The organism is Pseudomonas sp. R3-18-08 (genome assembly GCF_003852065.1).
Classification (GTDB): Bacteria; Pseudomonadota; Gammaproteobacteria; order Pseudomonadales; family Pseudomonadaceae; genus Aquipseudomonas.
In genome coordinates, this window is sequence record NZ_CP027729.1 from 1531609 (window position 1) to 1554761 (window position 23153).

The 23153-nt window shown below is 61.7% G+C and carries 18 protein-coding genes; 9 read left to right on the top strand and 9 right to left on the bottom strand.

Going from position 1 to position 23153, the window contains the following annotated elements; translation table 11 throughout:
* Positions 1 to 109: 109 nt before the first annotated feature.
* Together C4J92_RS06945 and olsB are read right to left on the bottom strand one after the other, a co-directional pair.
* Positions 110 to 901, bottom strand: a complete 792-nt coding sequence (locus C4J92_RS06945) for a 1-acyl-sn-glycerol-3-phosphate acyltransferase (RefSeq protein WP_124403349.1) — start codon at positions 899 to 901, stop codon at positions 110 to 112.
* Entirely contained in the window at positions 901 to 1656 is a 756-nt protein-coding gene (gene olsB / locus C4J92_RS06950) for an L-ornithine N(alpha)-acyltransferase (RefSeq protein WP_124366177.1), read from the bottom strand. Before olsB ends, C4J92_RS06945 begins: the two co-directional genes overlap by 1 nt.
* Before the next feature lie 185 nt (positions 1657 to 1841).
* Between olsB and C4J92_RS06955 the strand changes: the two genes are divergently transcribed.
* From C4J92_RS06955 to C4J92_RS06975, 4 genes are all read left to right on the top strand, one after another.
* Positions 1842 to 2915 (top strand): serine hydrolase, encoded by a 1074-nt coding sequence (locus C4J92_RS06955; protein WP_124405776.1) that lies wholly within the window; start codon positions 1842 to 1844, stop codon positions 2913 to 2915.
* Positions 2912 to 3226, top strand: coding sequence for an amidase (locus C4J92_RS06960; protein WP_124403350.1), 315 nt, complete (start codon positions 2912 to 2914; stop codon positions 3224 to 3226). The genes C4J92_RS06955 and C4J92_RS06960 overlap by 4 nt, the downstream gene beginning before the upstream one ends.
* 675 nt (positions 3227 to 3901) lie before the next feature.
* Positions 3902 to 4483 (top strand): YceI family protein, encoded by a 582-nt coding sequence (locus C4J92_RS06970; protein WP_124403351.1) that lies wholly within the window; start codon positions 3902 to 3904, stop codon positions 4481 to 4483.
* A gap of 1 nt (position 4484) precedes the next feature.
* Entirely contained in the window at positions 4485 to 5642 is a 1158-nt protein-coding gene (locus tag C4J92_RS06975) for a phosphatidylserine/phosphatidylglycerophosphate/cardiolipin synthase family protein (RefSeq protein ID WP_124403352.1), read from the top strand.
* A gap of 30 nt (positions 5643 to 5672) precedes the next feature.
* Here C4J92_RS06975 and C4J92_RS06980 read toward each other — a convergent pair whose 3' ends face one another.
* Entirely contained in the window at positions 5673 to 8615 is a 2943-nt protein-coding gene (locus C4J92_RS06980) for an autotransporter domain-containing protein (RefSeq protein ID WP_164487517.1), read from the bottom strand.
* Between the two features lie 265 nt (positions 8616 to 8880).
* Positions 8881 to 11172, bottom strand: coding sequence for a beta-glucosidase BglX (gene bglX / locus C4J92_RS06985; RefSeq protein ID WP_124403354.1), 2292 nt, complete (start codon positions 11170 to 11172; stop codon positions 8881 to 8883).
* Positions 11173 to 11410: 238 nt separating this feature from the next.
* Between bglX and C4J92_RS06990 the strand changes: the two genes are divergently transcribed.
* From C4J92_RS06990 to C4J92_RS07005, 4 genes are all read left to right on the top strand, one after another.
* Positions 11411 to 12022: a LemA family protein gene (locus C4J92_RS06990; protein WP_124361693.1), complete on the top strand. Its 612-nt coding sequence runs from the start codon at positions 11411 to 11413 to the stop codon at positions 12020 to 12022.
* 18 nt (positions 12023 to 12040) lie between these two features.
* Complete coding sequence (locus C4J92_RS27345; RefSeq protein WP_124403355.1) at positions 12041 to 12769, top strand: YgcG family protein; 729 nt, start codon at positions 12041 to 12043, stop codon at positions 12767 to 12769.
* A 31-nt stretch (positions 12770 to 12800) separates the two neighbouring features.
* Positions 12801 to 13418 (top strand): TPM domain-containing protein, encoded by a 618-nt coding sequence (locus tag C4J92_RS07000; protein ID WP_124403356.1) that lies wholly within the window; start codon positions 12801 to 12803, stop codon positions 13416 to 13418.
* Between the two features lie 565 nt (positions 13419 to 13983).
* On the top strand, positions 13984 to 15201 hold the full coding sequence (locus C4J92_RS07005) for an SAM-dependent methyltransferase (protein WP_124403357.1): 1218 nt from the start codon (positions 13984 to 13986) through the stop codon (positions 15199 to 15201).
* A gap of 64 nt (positions 15202 to 15265) precedes the next feature.
* Here C4J92_RS07005 and C4J92_RS07010 read toward each other — a convergent pair whose 3' ends face one another.
* From C4J92_RS07010 to C4J92_RS07030, 4 genes are all read right to left on the bottom strand, one after another.
* The gene (locus C4J92_RS07010; protein WP_124403358.1) at positions 15266 to 17824 is read right to left on the bottom strand and encodes a TonB-dependent receptor; all 2559 of its coding nucleotides are present in this window, start codon (positions 17822 to 17824) and stop codon (positions 15266 to 15268) included.
* Positions 17825 to 17942: 118 nt separating this feature from the next.
* A complete protein-coding gene (locus tag C4J92_RS07015; protein ID WP_124403359.1) occupies positions 17943 to 18908 on the bottom strand; it encodes a FecR domain-containing protein in 966 nt (321 codons plus the stop codon).
* A complete protein-coding gene (locus tag C4J92_RS07020) occupies positions 18905 to 19444 on the bottom strand; it encodes an RNA polymerase sigma factor (protein ID WP_124403360.1) in 540 nt (179 codons plus the stop codon). The genes C4J92_RS07015 and C4J92_RS07020 overlap by 4 nt, the downstream gene beginning before the upstream one ends.
* A gap of 211 nt (positions 19445 to 19655) precedes the next feature.
* A complete protein-coding gene (locus C4J92_RS07030; RefSeq protein ID WP_124403362.1) occupies positions 19656 to 20672 on the bottom strand; it encodes a DUF4917 family protein in 1017 nt (338 codons plus the stop codon).
* A gap of 123 nt (positions 20673 to 20795) precedes the next feature.
* Between C4J92_RS07030 and yiaY the strand changes: the two genes are divergently transcribed.
* A complete protein-coding gene (gene yiaY, locus C4J92_RS07035) occupies positions 20796 to 21944 on the top strand; it encodes an L-threonine dehydrogenase (protein ID WP_124369936.1) in 1149 nt (382 codons plus the stop codon).
* Here the strand turns inward: yiaY and C4J92_RS07040 are convergent.
* Positions 21911 to 23098: an MFS transporter gene (locus tag C4J92_RS07040; RefSeq protein WP_124403363.1), complete on the bottom strand. Its 1188-nt coding sequence runs from the start codon at positions 23096 to 23098 to the stop codon at positions 21911 to 21913. The two genes, yiaY and C4J92_RS07040, sit on opposite strands and share 34 nt — an antisense overlap.
* Between the last annotated feature and the right edge of the window lie 55 nt (positions 23099 to 23153).

Genomic DNA, 23153 nt, shown 5'->3' on the forward strand with positions numbered 1-23153 from the left:
GCGACGATTCGACTTGCCCCCGATGGCGGTGTGTCAGTCACTGTATGTAGTGACTGAACCACTGCTATCGGGAGCAAGCCCCTCCCACATTTGGATGTATTCACAGTATTCAGGCGGCGAACGCTGGTCGCACATGCGCCTGTTCAGTCTCCGGCAACGGCCCAAACAACGCCCTCTGCACCGCCTGCTGCGCCTGATACGCCAGCGCCGCGCGTTCCTGCCCGGCGCAGGCAATCGGCTTGAGCAGGTGAATCTCCACATCGCCCTGGTCATGGGCAAACAGCCGCATCAGGTGCGACAGCAGATCATCGTCGCCAATGAACGGTGCCAGTGCGTCCACCTCGCCGTTGCGCAGATAACGAATCGCCACCGGCTGCAGCGACACGTCCGCATCGATCGCACTGGCCAACAACCGCCCGTGAAACGTGCGCAGGCTGCGACCGTCCGTGGTGGTGCCTTCCGGGAACATCAACAGCGGGTGCTGTTGCTCCAGGTGACGGGTCATCTGTTTGCGAATCAACTGGCTATCACCTGAGCCGCGGCGGATGAAAAGGCTGCCGGCCTTCGCCGCCAACCAGCCGGCCACCGGCCAGGTGCGCACTTCGGCTTTGGACAGGAACGACAGCGGCGTCACCATGCCCAGCAGCGGAATATCCGTCCAGGACACATGATTGCTGACCCACAGCATCGGCGTTTGCGGCAACTGGCCGTGCACCGTCACGCGAAAGGGCAGGGCGTGGGTCAACCGCGCCATGAAGAACCGCGACCAACGCTGGCGCCGCACCATCGAATTGGCCACGCCCAAACGCTCGAACAGGCCAAACACACTGGCCATGGTCAAGCCCAGCGCCACCACCAGCAGCACCCGGGCGATGCGCCCGTACACGCGCAGGCGGCCCATCACATGGCTGCCTTGAAGTGACGCGCATAGCGCGGGCACAGCTCATCGCGCTTAAGCAGGATGAACACGTCGGCCACCTGGAAGTCTTCATCCCAGCACGGCTCGCCGCAAATCTTCGCGCCCAGGCGCATATAAGCCTTGAGCAGCGGTGGCATTTCGGCGATGACGTTGGACGGCAGGTCCATCGCCGGCAGGGGCTTTTTCGGCTCGGCGCGCAGGTGTTCATTGCACAGGTAGCGCTCGCGCAGACGCTGCATGATCGCGTGGGCCTGAATGCCACCGTCGTGCATCGGGATGCTCGCGCACCCCATCAGGTAGCTGTAGCCGCCCTCGTTGAGCACCTCGGCCAACTCGCCCCAGAGCACCGCGATGGTGCCGCCGTTGCGGTAGGCCGGGTCGACGCAGGTACGGCCGATTTCCAGGATCGGGCCCTGCAAGTGCAGCAGCCCATGCAGGCTGAATTCCTCTTCGCTGTAGAACCGGCCCAAGGTGCTGGCGGCCTGGTGATCGAGCAAACGGGTGGTGGCCACCAGTCGACCGCTGTTTAAGTCACGCACGCCGATGTGGCTGCAGTGAACATCATAGTCATCCATGTCCAGGCCCAGTTCCGCGCCTTTCAGCTTGGCGTTGAACTCGCCGCTGAACACGTTGAACCGCAGGGCCTGGGCTTCCTGCAAGGCCGCGGCGCCAACCAGGCGTTCGGCTTGCAGGCGGCGTTCATTGCCGGTGTCGCTGATGCGGGCGAGCTGAGTCATAGCGAGTCTCCGAGTGCCGGCCAGGTTGTGCGGCCAGTCGACTTTGTTGTCCAAACTCAGGCTATGTAGGCTCGGTGTCATCTCCATGAAGTTACGGTGACGGTTGGATGACAGGCCCCTTGTCGTCAATCTGTCATCGGCCTGGATTAGGCTCGCGGGCTTGAATGCCCCTTGAGTTTGCGTCCATGGTCAAAGGCCTGCTGTGCGTTGTCTTGTTATTCATCACCGTGAGTGCGCGTGCTGAAACCTGGCCTGGCCAGGACTGGGTGACGGGCAGGTTGATCGAAGGTCCTGCTGTCGACGCGCTGAATGCCTACGCTTTCCCGCCCCGTGACGACAACACTCGCCAAGGTATTCGTACCGACGCGCTGTTGGTGATCCGCGATGGCCAGATCATCTATGAACGCTACGCAGCACCCACTAGCGCCAGCACGCCGCACCTGACCTGGTCGGTCAGCAAAAGCCTGATGGCGACCGTACTGGGGGTGGCCTACGGCGAAAACCGCTTCAAACTGAACGACCCCGCCGCGCGCTTTTGCCCACCGATGAAGCAGCACCCCAAGGTGACGATGGCCGACCTGCTGCACTGGGCCTCGGGCCTGGACTGGCAGGAAGACTATGAATACGCGCCGCTCAAATCCTCGGTAGTGGCGATGCTCTACACCCGTGGCCGCGCCGATATGGCGCAATTCGCGGCCGAGACCGAGGCCGCCGATGCACCCGGCCAGGCTTTTCGTTACTCCAGCGGCGACAGCAATATTCTGTCGGCCGCGCTCAAAGGCATGCTCGGGCACAAGGCTTATATGAGCTACCCGTGGGAGGCGCTGTTCAAGCCATTGGGCATTCGCACTGCAACCTGGGAAACCGATGCCGACGAGACGTTTGTCGCTTCATCCTATGCCTACCTCACCGCCCGCGATCTGGCGCGGGTCGGGCTGTTGATGGCGCGGGGCGGGCGTTGGGAAGAACGACAACTGCTGCCCAAGGAGTGGGTCGCGTTCAATCGTCAACCCTTCGCCAATTACAAAGCGGGCCAGGATGAAGCTGTGCCAGGCGGGCAATGGTGGCTCAACCAGGGCACCCCCGCACCCTGGCCCGACGCACCGGCCGACACCTTCGCCGCACTGGGGCACTGGGGGCAGGCGCTGTTCGTACTGCCCGACGAACACTTGGTCATCGTGCGCTACGGAGATGACCGCGACGGCAGCTACCGACATAACGAACTGCTCAAACGCGTGCTCGCGGCGGTGCGGTCATGATTCGTCGCCATCCGTTTATCAGCGTTTTGCTGCTGCTGTTGCTCGTGTTGTTGGGCTGGGTGTGGCATGAGCGCATCAACCTGCAAGCCTTTCCCGACATCATCGCGGCGTACACGGCCAAGGAGTATTGCTCGTGTCGCTATGTGGAAAACCAACCTGCCGACTACTGCCGTGGCTATGTGAAGCAATACGTGCCGACCAGCGCTTTCAGTGATAATCCCGAGCGCAGTGAAGTGACGGCGAGTGGGCTGGGACGTACGCACACGGCACGGTGGCTGGGCGATCGTCAGGGCTGTCGCCTGTACCCCTGAATATACACATCACCCCTGTGGGAGGGGGCTTGCCCCGATGACCATGGGTATCTACACAATTTTGGCGCGGCCCTGAACCTGTGACGGCTTAGGAGTCGAAGCCTCTCTAACTGACACCCCGCGTTCCAAATGTGGGAGGGGGCTTGCTCCCGATGGCGGCCTCCGGGCCGGCCAGGATGTTGGTTCAGAGCGAGTACATATCCGTTGCTGCGGTAACGGCGGCTTAGGGTTCCGCCCTGACGGCGGGTCACTTTGGAAAAGCCCCAAAGTAACCAAAGGGCTCTTGCCCCACCACTCGGCACCTCGCCTAGGCTCGGTGTGCCCGTAATCCGACATTGATTTGGGGGGCCGCCGCCACGCGCCATCCATGGCGCGGGGCGGCTAAACCGGCATCCCTGCCGGTTTACCCCCTAAATCACTGTCGAATTCCGGCCAGCGTGGTTTAACGGGGCGCTTAAGATCAAGAGCAAGATCAAGAGCGGCTCGCTTCGCATCGTGGTTACTGTTGGCTGCTCCAAAGTTGTGTAGATACCTATGCCCCGATGACAGCGTGTCAGTCACAGGATGAATTGCTGACCCACCGCTATCGGGGGCAAGCCCCCTCCCACATTGGATTTGCGCCGTTCGTGAGATTGCGCTTAAGGTTCATCCAGATTTTTTGCCCCATGAGCCTTTATGTTCAATCTCAAACCTTTGGTCTTTGCACTGCTGACCTGTGCCGCTGTGCCTGCCCATGCCGACTGGTACCTGGATAACGAGTCTTCACGCCTGTCCTTCGTCACCACCAAAAACACCGAAATCGCCGAAGTGCAGCGCTTCCTCGTGCTGCACGGCAAGGTCGACAGCCAGGGCGCGGCCCAGGTGCAGGTGGAGCTGGAGTCGATCAACGGTGGTGTCCCGCTGCGTGACGAGCGCATGCGCAAAGAGTTGTTCGAGATCAAGCAGTTTCCCGAAGCGTTGATCAGCACCCAGATCAACCTGCAACCGATCAATGACCTGGCCTCTGGCGCGCAACTGGAGTTGCGCCTGCCGCTGAGCATCACCTTGCATGGCAAGACCCAGACCTACACGGCCGAGCTATTGGCCACGCGCCTGGATGACCGGCGCTTCCAGGTGGTGACCCTGGAGCCGGTGGTGCTGCATGCCGAGGATTTTGACCTCGCGCCAGGCGTGGCCGCGCTGCGCAAGGTCGCAGGTCTTAAATCGATCAGTTTGTCGGTGCCGGTGGGTGCGGTGCTGATCTTTACGGCGCGCTGACGTGGGCGGCGCGGTGTTCCCGTGGCGCAGCGCCAACCGTTTCGAGTTGCTGATCGACGGGCCGAGTTTCTTCCCGCAGATGTTGGCCGGGATTGCGCGGGCTGAGCAGCAGGTCGATCTGGAGTTGTACCTGGTGGAAGCCGGCGCCTGCGCCGAAGCGATGGTGCAGGCGCTGGTGCTCGCGGCTGAACGCGGTGTGCAGGTGCGTTGCCTGTTCGATGATTACGGCAGCCTGGCGTTTACCCTCGGGCTGCGCAAGCGCCTGACCGACGCGGGTGTGGAGCTGCGGTTCTACAACCGCCTGAGCTGGCGGCGCTGGATGCGCAACCTGTACCGTGACCACCGCAAGGTGTTGTTGGTCGACCAGGGTATCGCGGTGGTTGGCGGCACCGGTGTGACGGATGAGTTCTGGACGCCGGGCCAGGACACCGCCGACTGGCATGAAGTGATGGTGCAGATCAGCGGTCCGCTGGTGCTGGATTGGCAGGCGCTGTTCGATCGTCAATGGCACGCCAACGCCGCCCGCCGCGAGTGGAAGCCCGCCACCCACTTTGGTTTGCCGCGTTTGCCCAAGGTGCCCGCGACCGGGCCGGGCCTGGGGCGGGTTGCCTATGCCGACGCCCGTCAGCATCGCGATATCCTGCAGTCGCTGATCCGCGCCTTGAACAGCAGCCAGCAGCGGATCTGGCTGGCCACCCCGTACTTCCTGCCGACCTGGAGCGTGCGTCGCGCGTTACGCCGGGCGGCGGGGCGCGGCGTCGATGTACGCCTGCTGCTCACCGGCCCGCGTACCGACCACCCATCCGTACGTTACGCCGGGCACCGTTATTACCCACGGTTGCTGCGCTCGGGGGTGCAGGTCTTTGAATACCAGCCGTGTTTTTTGCACCTGAAGATGGTGCTGGTGGACGATTGGGTGAGCATCGGCTCGTGCAATTTCGACCACTGGAATCTGCGCTTCAACCTGGAGGCCAACCTTGAAGCGTTGGACCCCGAGTTGACGCAGGCAGTGGCTGGCAGTTTCGAGCGCGATTTCGCCCAGAGCCAGGCGGTGAGCCTGCAGGCATGGAAGGCGCGGCCGCTGTGGCGGCGGGTGAAGCAGAGGTTGTGGGGGTGGGTCGACAGGTTGGTGGTCAACCTGTTGGATCGGCGAGGGTAGGGCGCCCCCGCCTTTGGTTACTTACGCGGTTTAGAACTGCAACGAATACTGCGCCGTGATGTTCTGGTCCCGTGAATTCTCGCCGCGCTGTTGGCTGAAAGCCAGGTCCAGCGCGCTGTTGCGGCTCAGGCGTGCGGTGGCGCCCAGCTCCAGTCGTGTGCTGAGCCGATCCAGCGGGGCGCCGTTCGCCTTAAAGGTGTAGCCGTCTTCCCAGGCCACTTGAGCCGCCGATTGGCGATCGCCGCCAGCATGGGTATAGGCCAGGCCGCCACGCAGTCTCAGCCATGACGGGCCAGTCTGTGCCTGGGCCAAGTCGAGGTTCACGCGCACGCCGCCGGTGGTCAGCTTGACACTGTCGTTCGCGCGTTGGCCGCGCAGTGACGCCATGCCGCCGCGTTCGGTGAAGCCGTCGCTGCGCTGCTGCACAGTGGCCAGTTGCAGGTAGGGCTGCCAATCCCAGAAACCGTGATTGAAGCGATAGTTGGCTTCGGCGAACGCCTGCACGGTACGGCTGGTGTAGTCGGCAGACAGCCGATTCTCCACGCCTGGGAAGCTGACTCGGCGCTTGGTTGCGATCTGATGCTGCGCATAGACGATGCCGCCGTACAGGCCCAGAGCGTCCCAGGTATGCCCCACGTGCAGGCCCAATTGGTAGCTGTCGACACTCGCCTTACCGCGAGCGCCGGCCTTCACGTCGCCAGTGCTGCTGCCCGCAACCATCCCCACGCGTGTGCCTTGTTCCAGCCGGTGATCGAACCCGACCAAGAAGCCTGTGCTGCTGTGGGACGCGCGGGCGGTGTTGCTATTGCCTTGCAGTTGGCCGGTCTGGCGTGGCAGTTGCACCCAGGCGCCCTCGCTCAGTGCTTCGGCCTCGGTAGCGCTACGACCATGGGCGTTACGCTGCCGGTCGAGTACGGCTTCACGCACTACCCGGCTGTTTTCGATCAGTGCCGCCTGGGTACTGGCATGCAGCTCGCCGCTCAGTTGGTCCAGGGCCGAGGGGGCCTGCTCGGGGAACAATGCGGTGAGGCGCTGCAGCAGCGGGGTCGGCGCAGCTTGAGCATCGGCAGCCGTGGCGACGGCGCGTTGGTTGGTGGTGTTTGCCGCAGAAGCCAGTGGCCTTCCCCGGGCAAACTCGACCAGCAGGTTATTGGCTTGCTTGACTTGGGACACGCTGAGGAAGGGCGAGAACTCTCGATGGTCGATCGCGGCAAACTCGCCGCTCACGGCACCTTTTGCCTGGAGGATGCTGTATTGCTGGCCCAATGGGTAGGTGCCGGGTTGTGCGCTCAGGTACAGCGTGCCGCCGTTGACAGTGGCCTGGTTATCGACCTGCAGTTTTGCCGCCCGGCCCTGGGCGACCAGCTCGGCCATCAGGGTTGCGCCGGGTGCTTGACGGTAGTCACCTTCGACGGCCAACGAGCCGTTCAGGCGCAGAACGCCGCCTTCGAGGTTCACATCGCCCTTGAGGGTGTTGTTGCCGGCCAGCTCCAGAATACCTGCGTTGAGCGTGGCCCCGGCAAAGCTGTTATTGCCGCTCAAGCGTAACCAGCCGGCGCCGCTTTTTTCCAGGCGCCCAGGGCCGCTGATATCGTTGCGCCAGTCGTCCCATGCGCCGCCTTGCCATACCACCGCGCCGCCGGCGGGGCTGTCCATGTTTACCTGTGTGTCCACCCGCAGTTGGCCGGGCCCGTCGATGGCTTTTTTCAGGTCTATCAGGCCCCAGCCGTACACATCGTCGACGCCAGGCTCACCCAGGTCGGTGGCGGTGGTCAGCAACACATCGCGGATGTGCGGGTTGTCGAGGTAAGGGAAGCGCTCGATCAGCAAGGCCAGTGCACCTGTTACGTGAGGCGCGGCGATGGAGGTTCCGGAAGCGGTGAAGTCTGTAAATTCGGGTTTGTCGCCGGTCACTGTAAAGCCGTCGGCGTCGCCTTCGTTGTCGTAGTGGGTTTCGGTGTGTATGGCCCCTGTTACCCCGGCAGAAGTGATATCCGTTCCCGGCGCCGCCAGGCACCAGTCCTTGCTGAAGCCACAGCGGTACGAACCATCGCTCAAGGTCAGCGCCTGGTTGACGTTGACCACGGTCAACCAATAGCGCTCGAGTTCGGCGACCGCGCGCGGCAGACTCGAATGAACCCCAGCAAAGGGTGCTGCTCGTGGTGTTGCATTGGCGGTAAGTGTATTGCCCGCCGCCCACACCTGGAGCATGCCGTATTTGACGGAGGCGTCGGCTATGGCTCTGAGCTCTGCATAGCTGCGGGTATGGGTTTGGTCCAATTCCTCGTCCAGTGCCGCCTCATCTGCCAAGGGGGCTGCATGCCCCCAGCTATGGTTGACGACTCGCACATTTTGCTCGTGCAGTTGGGCGTAGGCGGCGTTGACTGCCTCCGGTGTTGGATGGGGGACGCTGTACGGCCGCACACCGGGGCCGTCCTGGTAAGTGTTGCTGAATCTGCGCAACGCACTCACATTGGCCCCGAAAGCTACGCCATGGGCCCCGGCGCCATTTCGGTTGGCGAGTATGTTGGCGGCCACGAAGGTGCCGTGCCATTCATAGCGAGCTCCTGTGTTTCTAAGATAGTCATCTACTTGTTCGCGGGTGAAATCACCGTTGAGGATTTCCTCCTCTAATGCGACCAAGGCTTCAGGCGGCAGAGCCTCAAGCACATGCGCGGCGGAACGATCACCCTCGCTGAAGAAGCAGCCGCCAAACAGCACCGTATCGCTTTTACATCCGGGGTCTGCCAGGCGCACGCCGGAATGCGATTTGCCGGCAAACTCGTCATGGCGCAAGTCGGTGCCGGAATCATAAACCCCCACTTGCACGCCCGCGCCACTCAACCCCCAGGCATAAGCGTAATCGGCACCGATGGCGCCCAGCCCCCAGCTTTTTTTGAACTCATCGCTGCGCCAGCTGGCGGCGTCGTGCAATCGACCCTGCTCGCTGTAGCTCGCGGCTTCAACGGGCATGCCCGGCAGACTCCCGAGCATGCACAGCGCGAGTGCTTTTCGCTTGAACACTGAGTAAAAAAGGATGTTGTAAATGGCCCGTGGGACGTTTTTCGTCGGCGACATAGTCCACCTGCACACTGATTTAGGGCAGACAGAGTGTGCGAGCAGGCAGGGGGCGGGATGTCGGACGAAGCTGGGACTGTGGAACGAAACTTGACTTTATGTTGACGGCGACAGATGTGGGTGCAAGCCCCCTCTCGCACGAAAGAGGGGGCTGCGTGGGTTACAGCAACTCGAAAGTCTGCTGCTGCACATCCTGCGAGTCCAGCCCGATCTGTACATTGAACTCACCCGGTTCTGCGGCGAATTTCAGCTGGGCGTTATAGAACTTCAAATCTTCCTCGGTAATGGTGAAGTGCAGCGTGCGCTCCTCTCCAGCCTTGAGCATGACTTTCTGGAAGTTCTTCAACTCTTTCACCGGGCGGATCATCGAGCCGGCCACGTCCTGGATGTACAGCTGCACCACGGTTTCGCCCTCCACCTTACCGGTGTTTTTCAGCGTGACGCTGGCGTCGAGCTTGCCGGTCTTGTTCAGGGTGGTGGACGACAGCGCCATGTCCGACAGGCTGAACGTGGTGTAGCTCAGGCCATAGCCAAACGGAAACAGCGGGCCGGTGGTGTCATCGAAGTACTGCGAGGTGTAGTTGCCCGGTTTGCCCGGCGTGAACGGCCGGCCGATGCTCAGGTGGTTGTAGTAAGTGGGAATCTGCCCCACCGAACGCGGGAAGGTGATCGGCAGTTTGCCCGACGGGTTGTAGTCGCCGAACAGCACGTCGGCAATGGCGTTGCCGCCTTCGGTGCCGGCGAACCAGGTTTCCAGGATGGCGTCGGCCTGTTGGTTTTCCTCGAGAATCGACAGCGGCCGGCCATTCATCAGCACCAATACCAGCGGTTTGCCGGTGGCCTTGAGGGCCTTGATCAGGTCGCGCTGGCTTTGTGGAATGTTCAGGTCGGTACGGCTGGAGGACTCGTGGGACATGCCACGGGACTCGCCCACGGCGGCCACGACGACGTCCGCATTCTGGGCCGCCTTGACCGCCTCATCGATCAACACTTGCGGCGCACGCTTGTCATCCACCACTTCCGGGGCGTCGAAGTTGAGGAAGTTGAGGTAGTCGACCACGGCCTTGTCGTTAGTGATGTTGGCGCCGCGGGCGTAGATGATTTTGCCTTTATCGCCGATCACGGCGTTCATGCCGTCCAGCAACGTCACCGACTGCTCCGGTTTGCCGGCGGCGGCCCAGCTGCCCATCATGTCGATCGGCGCCTTAGCCAGCGGGCCGACCAGCGCGATGGTCGCGGATTTTTTCAGCGGCAGGGTCTGGTTCTGGTTCTTCAGCAACACCAGGCTGCGGCGCGCGATGTCACGCGCGTCGGCACGGTGCAGGCGGCTGTCGGCATAGGTGTCGGCCGGGTCATCCTCGGCCTTGCCGATGCGCAGGTACGGGTCCTTGAACAGGCCCATGTCGTACTTGGCGCCGAGCACTTCGCGCACGGCGTTGTCGATGTCGCTCTGTTCGATCTCGCCGGACTTGAGCAGCCCCGGCAGTTCCTTGCCGTACAGCGTGTCGTTCATGCTCATGTCGATGCCGGCCTTGATCGCCAGCTTGGCGGCTTCACGCCCGTCCTTGGCCACCCCGTGCTTGATCAGTTCGAAGATCGCGCCGTGGTCGCTCACGGCCAGGCCCTTGAAGCCCCAGTCCCTGCGCAGCAAGTCGTTCATCAGCCAGGTGTTGGCGGTGGCGGGCACGCCGTTGATCGAGTTGAGCGCCACCATCACGCCGCCGGAACCGGCCTTGATCGCCGCGTGGTAGGGCGGCAGGTAGTCCTGGTACATCTTGACCGGGCTCATGTCGACCACGTTGTAGTCGCGCCCGCCCTCTACCGCGCCGTACAGGGCGAAGTGCTTGACGCTGGCCATGATGCTGTCGGCGTTCGCGGCGCTGGCGCCCTGGAATGCCTTGACCATGACTTCGGCAATCCGCGACACCAGGTACGTGTCTTCGCCGAAGCCTTCGGAGGTGCGGCCCCAGCGCGGGTCACGGGAGATGTCGACCATCGGCGCGAAGGTGATGTCGAGGCTGTCGGCGGCGGCTTCCTGGGCGGCGATGCGCCCGGAGCGGCCGATGGCGTCCATGTCCCAGCTGGAGGCCAGGGCCAGGCTGATCGGGAAAATCGTGCGGTGGCCGTGGATCACGTCGTAGGCGAAGAACATCGGGATCTTCAACCGGCTGCGCATCGCCGCGTCCTGCATCGGCCGGTTTTCCGGGCGAGTGATGGAGTTAAACGTGCCACCGATGCGGCCGGCGGCGATTTCCTTGCGGATCAGCTCGCGGGGCATCTCGGGGCCGATGCTGATCAGGCGCAATTGGCCGATCTTTTCATCGAGGGTCATCTGCTTGAGCAGGTCGCTGACGAAGGCGTCCTTGTCGTCAAGCGCAGCAGGCTTTGTTTCTGCCCATGCGGGGTGGCTGGCCAGAGTGGCAACAAGGCCGAGCAAACACAGCTTCTTCATGAATATCCTTTTTCGGCTCACTGCACAGCGGTCAGGCTGATCGGCCAAAATGTGGGGAGCGTCTATTGTTGTTCGGGTGTTGTTCAGATAAATGCAGCACACTCTGAACTCTTTTTCGCGCTGGGCATCTTTGTAGCTGATTGGCTCGAAGCATTCCAGTGGTGGCGGATTATGCCCCAAGCGCGTGGTTTATAGGGTTAGTCATCACATTCCATCCAGATTGGGCAGGAGATACACCATGCAAGCAGCACAAGGTTACCGCTGGGGCTTGAAAGCCGCGGCGCTGTTATTGATCAGCAGTGTATTGAGCGGTTGCGGCATCAACAACATTCCGACCCTCGACGAACAGGCCAAGGCGGCCTGGGGCCAGGTGCAGAACCAGTACCAACGCCGTGCCGACCTGATCCCCAACCTGGTGGAAACGGTGAAGGCCTATGCCGCCCATGAGCAGGACACGCTGACCGCGGTGATTGAAGCGCGGGCCAAGGCCACCTCGATCCAGGTCGATGCCAGCACCCTCGACAACCCGGAAAAACTCAAGCAGTTCCAGCAAGCCCAGGACGGCCTCAGCGGCGCACTCAGCCGTTTGATGGTGGTGTCCGAACGCTATCCGGACCTGAAAGCCAACCAGAACTTCCTGGCCCTGCAATCGCAGCTCGAAGGGACTGAAAACCGTATCGCCGTGGCCCGTCGCGATTTCATCCAGACCGTGCAGGCCTACAACACCGAAATCCGCACCTTCCCGGGCCGCCTGTGGCACAGCGTGATGTACAGCGACCTGCCGATCCGCGCCACGTTTGAAGCCACCAGTGCCGATGCCGATAAGGCGCCGCAGGTGAAGTTCAAATAACGCTGCCTTGAGGTGTCGATGCGTTTATTACGGATAGGCCTGGCGCTGTGGCTGCTGGCCTGCGTGGGCATGGCCCAGGCGGCCCTGACCTTCCCGGCGTTGACCGGGCGGGTGGTGGACAACGCCCAGCTGATCGACCCGGCGGTGCGCCAGCAACTGACGCAGCAATTGCAGGCGCTGGAACAGACCTCCGGTGACCAGATCGTGGTGGTCACCGTGCCCGACCTGCAGGGCGTGCCGATTGAAGACTACGGTTATCAATTGGGCCGCCAGTGGGGGATCGGCCAGAAGGGCAAGGATAACGGCGCGCTGTTGATCGTGGCCCGTGACGAGCGCAAGTTGCGCATCGAAGTTGGCTACGGCCTGGAAGGCGTGCTGACGGATGCGCAGTCCTGGGTGATCATCAACCAGGTGATCGCACCCAAGTTCAAGGCCGGCAATTTCAGCCAGGGCATCAGCGACGGTGTCGCGGCGATGATTCAGGTGGTGGGCGGTGAACCGCTGGCCGTGCCGGCCCATGTGGCGGATTCAAATTTCGCCAAGGACAATCCCGGGTTTTCCATCGGTTTGTTCATCCTGCTGATCGGCGTGTTGTGGCTGTGCAATCGCATGGGCCTGCCGGTGGGCGCTATCCTGCTGGCGATCCTCAGCAGCAGCGGGCGTGGCGGCGGTGGGGGAGGCGGCGGCGGTGGTTTTCGCGGCGGCGGTGGTGGTTTCGGCGGTGGCGGGGCGTCGGGCGGCTGGTAATGACAATAACGAGAAAAGAGCATCTACAACCATGGCATTACTGACTGAACACGAGCAGCGCCAAGTGGCCGAAGCGATCGCCCGGGTCGAGCAACAGACCGACGCCGAGCTGGTCACGGTGCTGGCTGCACGCGCCGATGACTACGCCTACATTCCGTTGCTGTGGGCCAGCCTGATCGCATTGGTGGTACCCGGGGTGGTGCATTACCTGTCGGGCTACCTGACCATGTACACCTTGTTGTTGGCGCAGTGGGCGACCTTCATTGTGTTGTGCCTGCTGTTTCGTCTGCCCAAGGTCACCACCCGCTTGATCCCTCGCTCGGTCCGCCACTGGCGCGCCTCGAACCTGGCACGCCGCCAGTTCCTCGAGCAGAACCTGCACCACACGCTGGGCAGCACCGGTGTGCTGATTTTTGTCAGCGAGGCCGAGCGTTATGTGGAAATCCTGGTGGACGAGGGCATCTCCAAGCGCCTGGACGACAGCAACTGGGATGGCATCGTCAAGGCGTTCACCCAGCAGGTGAAGCAGGGGCAGACGTTGGCCGGTTTCATTGCCTGCATCGAGGCGTGTGGGGAATTGCTCAAGGTGCATGTGCCGGTGACGCAGACGCGTAATGAGCTGCCGAACCGTCTGGTCGTACTCGAATAGCCCAGCCAACACCGTTCTAAAATGTGGGAGGGGGCTTGCCCCCGATGGCCATAGGTATCTACACAACTTTGTAGCGGCCCACGGTAACCACGATGCGAAGCGAGCCGCTCTTGATCTTGCTCTTGATCTAGGCGCCCCGTTAAACCACGCTGGCCGTAATCCGATATTGATTTGGGGGGTAAACCGGCAGGGATGCCGGTTTAGCCGCCCCGCGCCATGGATGGCGCGTGGCGGCGGCCCCCCAAATCAATGTCGGATTACGGGCACACCGAGCCTAGGCGAGGTGCCGAGTGGTGGGGCAAGAGCGTTTTGCTTACTTTTGCGCTTTTCAAAAGTGAGACGCCGTAAGGGCGGAACCCATAGCAGCCGTTACCGCAGCAACGGATATGTACTCGCTCTGATCCAGCATCTCGGTCGGCTGTCAGGCCGCCATCGGGAGCAAGCCCCCTCCCACATTTGGATCTACTTTGGCTGTTGGAACGTACCATTGGTCAAATAACTCCGTGCCCTGGCCAGTTATCCCCCCTAAAATGCCCGGCATTCTTTGCCCGAGGCGTTTTTGTTCATGTCCGTCACCGCTCAACCTGCCAGCCCTGCGCCGGATCATCACGCCCAGTTCATCGAACTGCTGAGCGCAAGCCTGGCGCAGAACGCCTTCATCAAGCTGGTGTTGGCCAAGTACGTGGGCACGGAGGCCGAACTGCAGCGGCTGATCGTCAAGCCGGTGACGGTCAAGGAGCAGCCCTGCCTGTCCTTCGTCTACCGCTACAAGACCCGCGACATCACCAAGAACTTCCCGCTGGCGGACGGTGTGGCGGCGATTGCCGAGCTGCTGCCAGCCTCGTTCAAGAACGCACACTTGTTGTCGCTGACGGACGAAGCCCAGCTGGAATACAGTAAGAAGAACAAAAGCTCGCTGTTCAAAAGCAAGCCGCAACAATTGCGTGAGGCGCCATCTGCCGAGCATAACCGCGAGAAAAATCGCTTCCTCGACCTGAGCCGGCCGTTCCTTGCCGACCTGGGCGTGACCGACGCCAGCCAAGCGCTGATCCCGTCGATGTCGCGCAAGTGGAAGCAGATCAACAAGTTCATCGAAGTGTTCAGCCATGCGCTGACAGCCTCGCCGTTGCAGCTGGACCAACCCATGCGCGTCGCCGATTTCGGCTCGGGCAAGGGCTACCTCACGTTCGCGATCCATGACTACCTGCGCAACACCCTCAAGGTCGAAGGCGAAGTGACCGGTGTCGAGCTGCGTCAAGACCTGGTGACCCTGTGCAACGCTGCCGCCGCACGCCTGGAACACCCGGGGCTGGTATTCAAGTGCGGCGACGTGCGCAGCGTCGCGCCGAGCGAGCTGGACGTGATGATCGCCCTGCATGCGTGCGATATCGCCACCGACTACGCGATTCACACCGGCATCCGTTCCGGCGCGTCGATCATCATGTGCTCGCCGTGCTGCCACAAACAGATTCGCCTGCAGATCCAGAGCCCGGTGCTGCTCAAGCCAATGCTGCAATACGGCCTGCACCTGGGCCAACAGGCAGAAATGGTCACCGACAGCTTGCGCGCCTTGTATCTCGAAGCCTGTGGCTATGAAACCAAAGTGTTTGAGTTCATCTCGCTGGAGCACACCAATAAGAACAAGATGATCCTGGCGATCAAGCGCGCGCAGCCGTTGGACAACGCGCAACTGCTGGGGAAAATTCAGGAACTGAAGGCGTTCTACCACATCACCGAACATTGCCTGGAAACCCTGCTGCGCGCCGATGGTTTCTTGAACTAGGCGCGGGGCCCCCTCCCACATTTAGACTCCACTTGGCTTGAAGACGGGTGTTCAGGTGTAGCAATCAGAAGAATCGCGTCACGCTGATCTTCGCATCGCGCCCTTTGGTATAGGCGCGGTCGCCGCTCAACGCCGGGCGGAAGTTTTCGTTGAACAGGTTGTCCACGGTGAAGTTCACCTCGGTGCCCTTGAGGTACGCCTGTTGCGGTGTCCATTTGGCGAACAGGCCCTGGGTGTTGTAGCGCTTGTTGCCATACTGGTCGTAAAACAGATCGCCGACCCCGGAGCCCGGGCCGCCGGAATATTTGTCGCTGGGCAAGCGGTCAGTGGCGCCGATGAACTGGCCCATCCAGCCTACCTGGGCATCCCAGGCCGGAATGTGGGTACCCAGTACCAGCACCCATTTGGTCGGCGGGATATCCCGCGCTGCCACGTCCGGGCCCCAGGGGTTGGTATAGGCGCCTTCGTGCTGGCCTTTGGCATAGGCGAATGACACCGAGCCGAACACATAGGTGGAGTTATAGATCGACTCGACTTCGATACCCTTGATCGTCAGGCCGCCGATATTGCGGTAGTTGGACATCGCCCCCGCTGGGCAGGCGGAGCCAATCGTGCCGCCGTTGACGGCCTGGTTCCGGCACCCCACGCCGGTGGCCTTGAAGATTTCGTCTTCGACCTTGTTGTGGAACAAGGTGGTGCGCAATTGCAGGTTGTCATCCTGGGCGACGAGATTGTCGAAGTGGGTGATGTTGCCCAGGGTGATCGAGGTGATGCGCTCCGGGTCCAGGTCCACGCTGGTGGCGGTGCGGCTACCCAGGCCCTGCACTTCGTATTGCTCGTCGATCACCGGCGCACGCCAGGTCTGGCTCCAGTTGGCGAACAGGCCGACGTTTGGCGTGACGGTCCAGAACAGCGCCAGGCGCGGCGACCAGCCGGTATAGGTGCGGTCGCTGTAGTCGTGGCCGATCGCAGGGTCAGGGTTGTTGTAGTACGGCGCATCATTGCCTTCGCCACGGTTGCGCACATGGTCGTAGCGCAGCGACGGGGTGATGGTCAGGTCGCCCAGGGTCACCGCGTCCTGGATGAACAAGCTGTTGGTGTCGACCTTGCCATGGGGCATGAAGCCCGGCTGGAAATGGCCATAGTTATAGCGCGGCGTATTGTAAGTGCTGCCGGGCATCCACATTTCGGTTTCGCGCACGTGCTTGCGCACCTGCCCGCCGACTGTCAGCGCATGCTGCAGGGGGCCAGTATCGAACAGGCTGACGTTGCGGATATCCAGATGCTTGTCGGTGTAGGCGGTGTCCATCTTGCGCCCGCCGGTGGCCAACTGGAAAAACGCAGTGGCGTCACGCTCGTCGCTCTGTTCGGTGTTGGACTGGGAGTACTTGATGGTCACGTCCACCAGCGGGTTGTCCAGTGGCTGGTAGTGGTACTTGCCCGACCAGGTGGTGTCGACGGTATCGCGGTGCGCCAGAAAGCGCTTGAGTGCACCTTCGTAACCGTAGCGGTCGATGTTGAGCTGGGTCGGCGGTGTCGGGTAGCTGGCGGCGGAGAAGGGCGTCCAGCGGTTGCTGTGGGAGCGCGAGTAGGACAGGCCGACACTGTGCTCCTCGGTGAAGTACGCGTTGACCTTGAACAGCTTGCCGTCCACATCCTGGGCGCTGTTGGGCAAGCGCTGAGGATTGATCGGGTACTGGTTGTTCTCGTTGGGCAACTTGGCGGCGACCTTCATGTCGCCGCCGTCGCGTTGGGTCAGATAGGCCAGAGCGTCAAAACGGCCGTCGTCGGTGCGGCCGTACACGGCACTGCTGTAGACCTGTTCATGGTCGTTGCTTGAGTAGCCGTATTTGAGCATTGCGCCGCTGTTGCGGCCGTCCTTGAGCAGGTCCGGGGCATCCTTGGTGGTCATGTTGACCGTACCGCCAAAGCCGCCGTTGCCGGTGAACGGCGAGTTCGGGCCTTTCTCTACCTCAATGCTCTTGATCAGCTCGGGCTCGATAAATACGGTGCCTTGCTGGTAGCGCTCGAAACCACTCTTGGTCGCGCCATCCACGGTCATCGGTACGTCTTCGGCATCGCCGAAGCCACGGATGTTGATGGTTTGGCCGCCGGGCTTGAGCGAGCCGCCCTGGCTGACGCCGGGCAGGGTCTGCAACAGGCTGGGGATGTTATTGGACTGGTAGCGGTCAATGTCGGCCTGGGTCAGGGTGGAGCGGTTGACGGTACTGGAGTCCACTTCGTTGCCGGTACCGATCACGCTCGAGGTATCGAGCTGGATTGCGCGGCCTTGCGTGGTCCTGGCCGCATCGGCGCGCACCACATAGGTCGTGCCAACCTTGATCAGGGTGAATTCGGCGCCTTTGAGCAGGGTACGAATCGCCCCTTCTGCGCTGTACTCCCCCTTGAGGGCCGGCGCCTGCACATGCTTGAGCAACGCTTCATCGAACAGCAGCTGGATCTTCGCCTGCCGGGCCACCTGGCTCAGGGAGGTCGCCAACGGCTGGGGCGGCAGTTGCAGCGTGAATGACTCGGCCTGGGCGCTGACGCTGAACGCTAGGCAAGTGGCAAGCAGGGTCGGTCGTAGAAACAAGTGCGAAGCAGGGCAAGGCGCGCGAAACATGAGATCCCCCGGTGCGGCTAAATAGCCAAAAAGGTGTGCGCATCAAACGCAGACGGGAGGAAGACGGGGCAGGCAAAAAAATCCACACATGCGAATGCAAAATATTCTCATGTGTGGGTTATTGGCTCGATTCTATTCTCACAATACCGTCGGCGCCGGTTACGGTTTTTACCGGCAACAAGGCGGGCAGGGCGTTGAGCAGTGCGTCCGGGTCATTCACATCCAGATTGCCCGACACCTTGAGGCGCGCCACGGCCTTGCTGACCTGCAAAGGCGCCTGGGGACGGTACAGGCTCAACTCGTCGATCAGGCTGGCCAGCTCGCGATTACGAAACGCCAAGTGTCCGCTGCGCCAGTCGGCGACGTCTTCGGCGTCGAGGGTTTGCTGCTGCAGCGTGCCGTTGGCGTACTGGTAACTGGCGCGTTGCCTGGCCTGGAGCAACGCGGCGGGGTGTGTTCGATCCGGCTCGAAGGCCACTTGACCATGGGCCACGCTGACCACCAATTGCTGTTCGCTGCGGCGCACATCGAAACCGGTGCCCACCACCCGCACATTCGCCTCGCCGGCTTGTACGTACAGCGGGCGTTCCTGATCGGCCGCCACTTCGATGTACAACTGGCCTTTGTCCAGGTGAAGGATGCGCTGGTGCGCGGTGAAATCCACGCGAATGCGGGTGTTGGCGTTCACATACAAGGTGCTGCCATCGGGCAGGTGCAGGGTGCGCATGCCCTTGGCATGACCGGCAACCTGGGAGTGATACAGCTCGCGTGGCGCACCGAGATGAGGGGCAAGAACGGCGCAGAGCAAGGCGGCCGCGATTGCCAGCGCGGGGCGCCATACAGGTTGGCGCCGGGGCAGCGCCAAGGGTTTGTTCAATGGCTGCAACTGGGCGAGGTCCGTCCACAATTGCTCGAATTCGGCATAGGCGCGCGCATGGGCCGGGTTGGCCCGCCAGGCGGCGAAGGCCTTGCGGTCGACACGGTCTGCGTGGCTGCGGTTGCGTGCAAACCAGCTGGCGGCTTGGGCATCAATGGCGTCGCTCGCTTCGATGTCCAGCGCGTCGAGGTCGCTCAGGCGGCTCATTGGGGCTGCTCCGTGCCGGGGTCAGGTTGAAGACGTCGCTTGCAATGCAGCAGGGCAAAAGCAATGTGCTTTTCCACCATGCTCGTCGAAATGCCCATGCGCGCGGCGATCTGTGCCTGGCTTAAGCCTTCGAAGCGATGCAGCATAAGGGCTTCGCGCCGGCGCGGCGAGAGTTCGGCGAGGACTTCTTTCAAGTGTTCCAGGCGCTGGATGCGCAGCGCTGCGGCCATGGGCTCGTTTTGCTCGTCGGTGACGGCTTCGGTGGGGGCGTCGGCTGAATCGGCGTGGACATTGCGGCGTACCTGCTGTTTACGCCAGTGATCGCGCAGCAGGTTGCGCGCCATCTGAAACAGAAATGCCCGTGGCTGCTCGACCTTGGCCCGGTCGCGGTAGTCCAGCCATTGGGTAAACACATCCTGGGTCATATCCGCCGCGTCACTGGCATTGTCCGTGCGTTTGCGCAGGAAATGCAGGATATCTGCATAGAACCCGCGACAGGCATCAGCCGACAATGGGTCGGGCTTGGGACGAGACATGGATATCCTTCTTGACGCAGCACGGCTTGGAAAGGTCGCGAATGATATCGAGAATTATTGTTATTTGTCTCTTTTTAAAATCTGTACCCAATTCAAAATGTGGGAGGGGGCTTGCTCCCGATGGCGGTGTGTCAGCCGACGCATTCATTGGCTGTTCCACCATTATCGGGAGCAAGCCCCCTCCCACATTTGATCTTTTTTGTGCACTGGATCAGTGTTCGACAGGCACCGACAGCGCCGGGTTACCCAGCGGATGGGTGCGCGCCGCGAAGAATTTCAGCTGCGCCCCAGTACCTGCAAACAGCTGCGAATACCGCTGCTTCTGCTGGCGAATGAACCCGTCGCTGCGCCCCGATACTGAAATCGCCAGAGTGGTGATGCTGGCCTGGCGGATGGCATCCACCAAGTGTTTATCCTGCGGCCCCAGGCCATGGCCGAAGATGCACAGCGCGCCTTCGTGGGTGAGCAACTGTTCATAACAGAACGACAGATAATCCGAACTGCGGATGGTCTTGAGCTTCTCGTGCACCGGGCCTTCACTGACGAACAGCGGCACGTCGTCGAGGGTCTTGATCGTGTTGTTGATCGCGAAACTGCTGAGCAATGTGCTGTCGGTGGACGGCAGTTTGCGCGCCGTGCCGTCGAGGTTGCGCACCAGGTGCAGGCCGCCGTGCAGGTACAGGATACGTGTGGCGTCGGTGCGGGTATCGCGCAGGTCGAAGCTTGAGTCGGCGCTGCGGAACAGGTCGTCGATACCCGGCGTGTGCAGGATCGCCCAGTAGTTGAGCAGGTCGTAGTTACTGGTGAAGACTGTAGCGTAGCGGGCCATTTCGGTGTTCAGGGCCGTCAGGGTCGAGGGCTGCACCAGGCGCCAGGGGATGTGCACGGCGTGGATCGTATTGATCAGCGCTTCCTTGATCGCGTAGTAGCGATTGCGTGGCGCCGCCGAGCTGACTGCCAGGGCCTTGTTGACGCGACTGGTGGTTTTCAGTGCGCCCAGGGCCTGCTCGAAACTGCGGGTTTGCAGCGCGTCGAATACGCTGAGTTCGGATTGGCCCAGGGGCTTTTCTTCCACTGTGCGGGCGTTTTCAAACAGCGAGTCGTAGGCAAAGTCTTCCCAAATCGTGCGGCTTGCGCCGTTGCCGATCAGAATCCCGTTGAAGTCGATGGCGCCGCGCAGTGCGCTCCAGTCTTCAAGGTGGGCGTCAATATCCTGGAAATCCTTCATTGCGGCGGGTCTACTCGAAATCGGCTGGACGGTGACTTTATCACGAGCCGGCGTTGATCCTGGTCAAGATGCGGCAAGTGGTACCGGTGGATTCTGTGGGTATAAAGCCCCTGAGGATCGACCATGAGCAGCACGTTCTTTATTCCCGCCGTCAATATCATGGGCATCGGCTGCCTCGACGAAGCCATGATTGCTATACGCAACTACGGCTTTCGCAAGGCGTTGATCGTCACTGACCAGGGCCTGTGCAAAGCCGGCATGGCCAGCATGATCGCCGAAAAGCTGGCGCTGCAGGACATCGATTCGGTGGTCTACGATGGCGCCAGGCCCAACCCCACGGTGGAAAACGTCGAAAAAGGCCTGGCGCTGCTGCAACAGAGCGCCTGTGATTTTGTGGTGTCCCTGGGCGGCGGCTCGCCCCATGACTGCGCCAAGGGGATCGCCCTGTGCGCCACCAACGGCGGGCGTATCGGCGACTATGAGGGTGTCGATCAATCGAGCAAGCCGCAATTGCCGCTGGTGGCGATCAACACCACTGCCGGCACGGCCAGTGAGATGACCCGTTTCTGCATCATCACCGACGAAACCCGCCACGTGAAAATGGCCATCGTCGACCGCAATGTCACGCCGCTGCTGTCGGTCAACGACCCGGCGTTGATGGTCGCAATGCCCAAGGGCCTCACCGCTGCCACCGGCATGGATGCCTTGACGCATGCCATCGAAGCCTACGTGTCCACCGCCGCTACACCGATCACCGACGCCTGCGCAATCAAGGCGATCGAACTGATCAGCGCCAACCTGCGCCTGGCCGTGCGCGATGGCAGCGACATAGCCGCGCGGGAAAACATGGCGTATGCGCAGTTCCTCGCGGGCATGGCGTTCAACAACGCGTCGCTGGGATTCGTGCACGCCATGGCGCATCAGCTCGGCGGCCTGTACGACCTGCCCCATGGTGTGTGCAATGCGGTGCTGCTGCCCCACGTGCAGAGTTTCAATGCCAGTGTCAGCGCCAAGCGTTTGAGTGACGTGGCGCGCGCGTTGGGGGCCGATATCAAGGGCGTTACCCCGGAAGAGGGCGCGCAGGCCGCTATCGTCGCGATTCGCGCCCTGTCCCAGGACGTGGAAATCCCCGCCGGCCTGCGCGAACTTGGCGCCAAATTGCAGGATATTCCGCTGCTGGCGAGTAATGCGCTGAAGGATGCATGCGGCCTGACCAACCCACGACGGGCGGATCAGCGTCAGATCGAGGAGATTTTCCGCAGCGCGTTTTGATCTGCACGGCAGCGGGCGACGCACATCCCTGCACCGCCCGCCAATGCCACACACAACAGCGACAATGGCCATGCCTGCTGACTCACCAGCAGGCTCGCCACACCGCCAATCAATGCGGCCATCCACTGATGCATGAAACCGCTCAGCGCCATGGCATAGGAGCCACTTACCGGTGACTCATCGCTGGCCAGTGACAAACTGATCGGGTAACTCATCGACTGCCCCACTATGGCCAGGCAATACGGTAGCCACAGCAGTACGGCGAGCTCGCTGGCAAACACACTGCCCAACAACATCACTGTCGTTCCCGCCAACACCAACGTCACGCCCCACCCCATCATCATCAACCGTCCCGTGCGAGCGACGAAGCGATTGACCATCAACGCGCCCACCAGATACGCCGCGCTGATCGGCCAGCCCAGCCAGCCGTACTGCGCCGCGCTCCATTCAAAACGCCCCTGCAATATCAACGGTGCACAGGTGTTGAATGCAATGATTACCCCGTAGCCCAATCCGCCAGCCAGTGCCGCATGCAGAAAGGGTGGATACCGCACGATCAGGACGTAAGTGCGCCAGGCGCAAACCGACAAATCGACTTTCGCCCGCATCGGGAATTCCACCCGCTGCAGCACCACCATCAACACGACAGCGCCAATCGCTAACCCATAAAAAATCGCCTCCCAACCGAACGTCACCAGCAACAACGAACCCACGAACTGGCCCACACCCAAGGCGATCACAAACGTCATGCCCAGCCACGATAAGCCTTTGGCCAATAACGCACCGCTGAAACTGTCACGCACCAACACCCGCGCCATCACCGAAACACCACCTGCGCCCAAGCCTTGAATCAACCGTAGCGATAGAAAGGCTTCAACGTTGAATGCCGATGGAATCGCCGCGCTGGCCGATGCATAGACCGCGAGCGCTGCCAGCAGCACCGGCTTTCTGCCAAAGCGTTCGCCCAGGCTGCCCCATAGCAACATCGGCAATGCCATGCCGACCAGGTAAATCGCCAGGGCGAGTGCTACGTGGTCTTCGGCGCCAGGGAGGGCGTGGGCGATGGCTGGGACTGCAGGCAGGTAGCTGCTGATGCCGACTTGAGCGAGGAAGGCGGAGCAGCAGGCTAACGTGAGGGTGGTGCTATTTTTCAATGAGGGCCGTCCGTTGCTCAAGGATATGAGAACTTCATCTAAAGTTAGTGTGTTC

What these genes read in the sequence shown, in the direction of transcription:
- C4J92_RS06945 (WP_124403349.1), bottom strand. Translation starts at nt 901, where the DNA reads ATGGGCCGCCTGCGCGTGTACGGGCGCATCGCCCGGGTGCTGCTGGTG.
- olsB (WP_124366177.1), bottom strand. Translation starts at nt 1,656, where the DNA reads ATGACTCAGCTCGCCCGCATCAGCGACACCGGCAATGAACGCCGCCTG.
- C4J92_RS06955 (WP_124405776.1), top strand. Translation starts at nt 1,842, where the DNA reads ATGGTCAAAGGCCTGCTGTGCGTTGTCTTGTTATTCATCACCGTGAGT.
- C4J92_RS06960 (WP_124403350.1), top strand. Translation starts at nt 2,912, where the DNA reads ATGATTCGTCGCCATCCGTTTATCAGCGTTTTGCTGCTGCTGTTGCTC.
- C4J92_RS06970 (WP_124403351.1), top strand. Translation starts at nt 3,902, where the DNA reads ATGTTCAATCTCAAACCTTTGGTCTTTGCACTGCTGACCTGTGCCGCT.
- C4J92_RS06980 (WP_164487517.1), bottom strand. Translation starts at nt 8,615, where the DNA reads ATGCCCGTTGAAGCCGCGAGCTACAGCGAGCAGGGTCGATTGCACGAC.
- bglX (WP_124403354.1), bottom strand. Translation starts at nt 11,172, where the DNA reads ATGAAGAAGCTGTGTTTGCTCGGCCTTGTTGCCACTCTGGCCAGCCAC.
- C4J92_RS06990 (WP_124361693.1), top strand. Translation starts at nt 11,411, where the DNA reads ATGCAAGCAGCACAAGGTTACCGCTGGGGCTTGAAAGCCGCGGCGCTG.
- C4J92_RS27345 (WP_124403355.1), top strand. Translation starts at nt 12,041, where the DNA reads ATGCGTTTATTACGGATAGGCCTGGCGCTGTGGCTGCTGGCCTGCGTG.
- C4J92_RS07000 (WP_124403356.1), top strand. Translation starts at nt 12,801, where the DNA reads ATGGCATTACTGACTGAACACGAGCAGCGCCAAGTGGCCGAAGCGATC.
- C4J92_RS07005 (WP_124403357.1), top strand. Translation starts at nt 13,984, where the DNA reads ATGTCCGTCACCGCTCAACCTGCCAGCCCTGCGCCGGATCATCACGCC.
- C4J92_RS07010 (WP_124403358.1), bottom strand. Translation starts at nt 17,824, where the DNA reads ATGTTTCGCGCGCCTTGCCCTGCTTCGCACTTGTTTCTACGACCGACC.
- C4J92_RS07015 (WP_124403359.1), bottom strand. Translation starts at nt 18,908, where the DNA reads ATGAGCCGCCTGAGCGACCTCGACGCGCTGGACATCGAAGCGAGCGAC.
- C4J92_RS07020 (WP_124403360.1), bottom strand. Translation starts at nt 19,444, where the DNA reads ATGTCTCGTCCCAAGCCCGACCCATTGTCGGCTGATGCCTGTCGCGGG.
- C4J92_RS07030 (WP_124403362.1), bottom strand. Translation starts at nt 20,672, where the DNA reads ATGAAGGATTTCCAGGATATTGACGCCCACCTTGAAGACTGGAGCGCA.
- yiaY (WP_124369936.1), top strand. Translation starts at nt 20,796, where the DNA reads ATGAGCAGCACGTTCTTTATTCCCGCCGTCAATATCATGGGCATCGGC.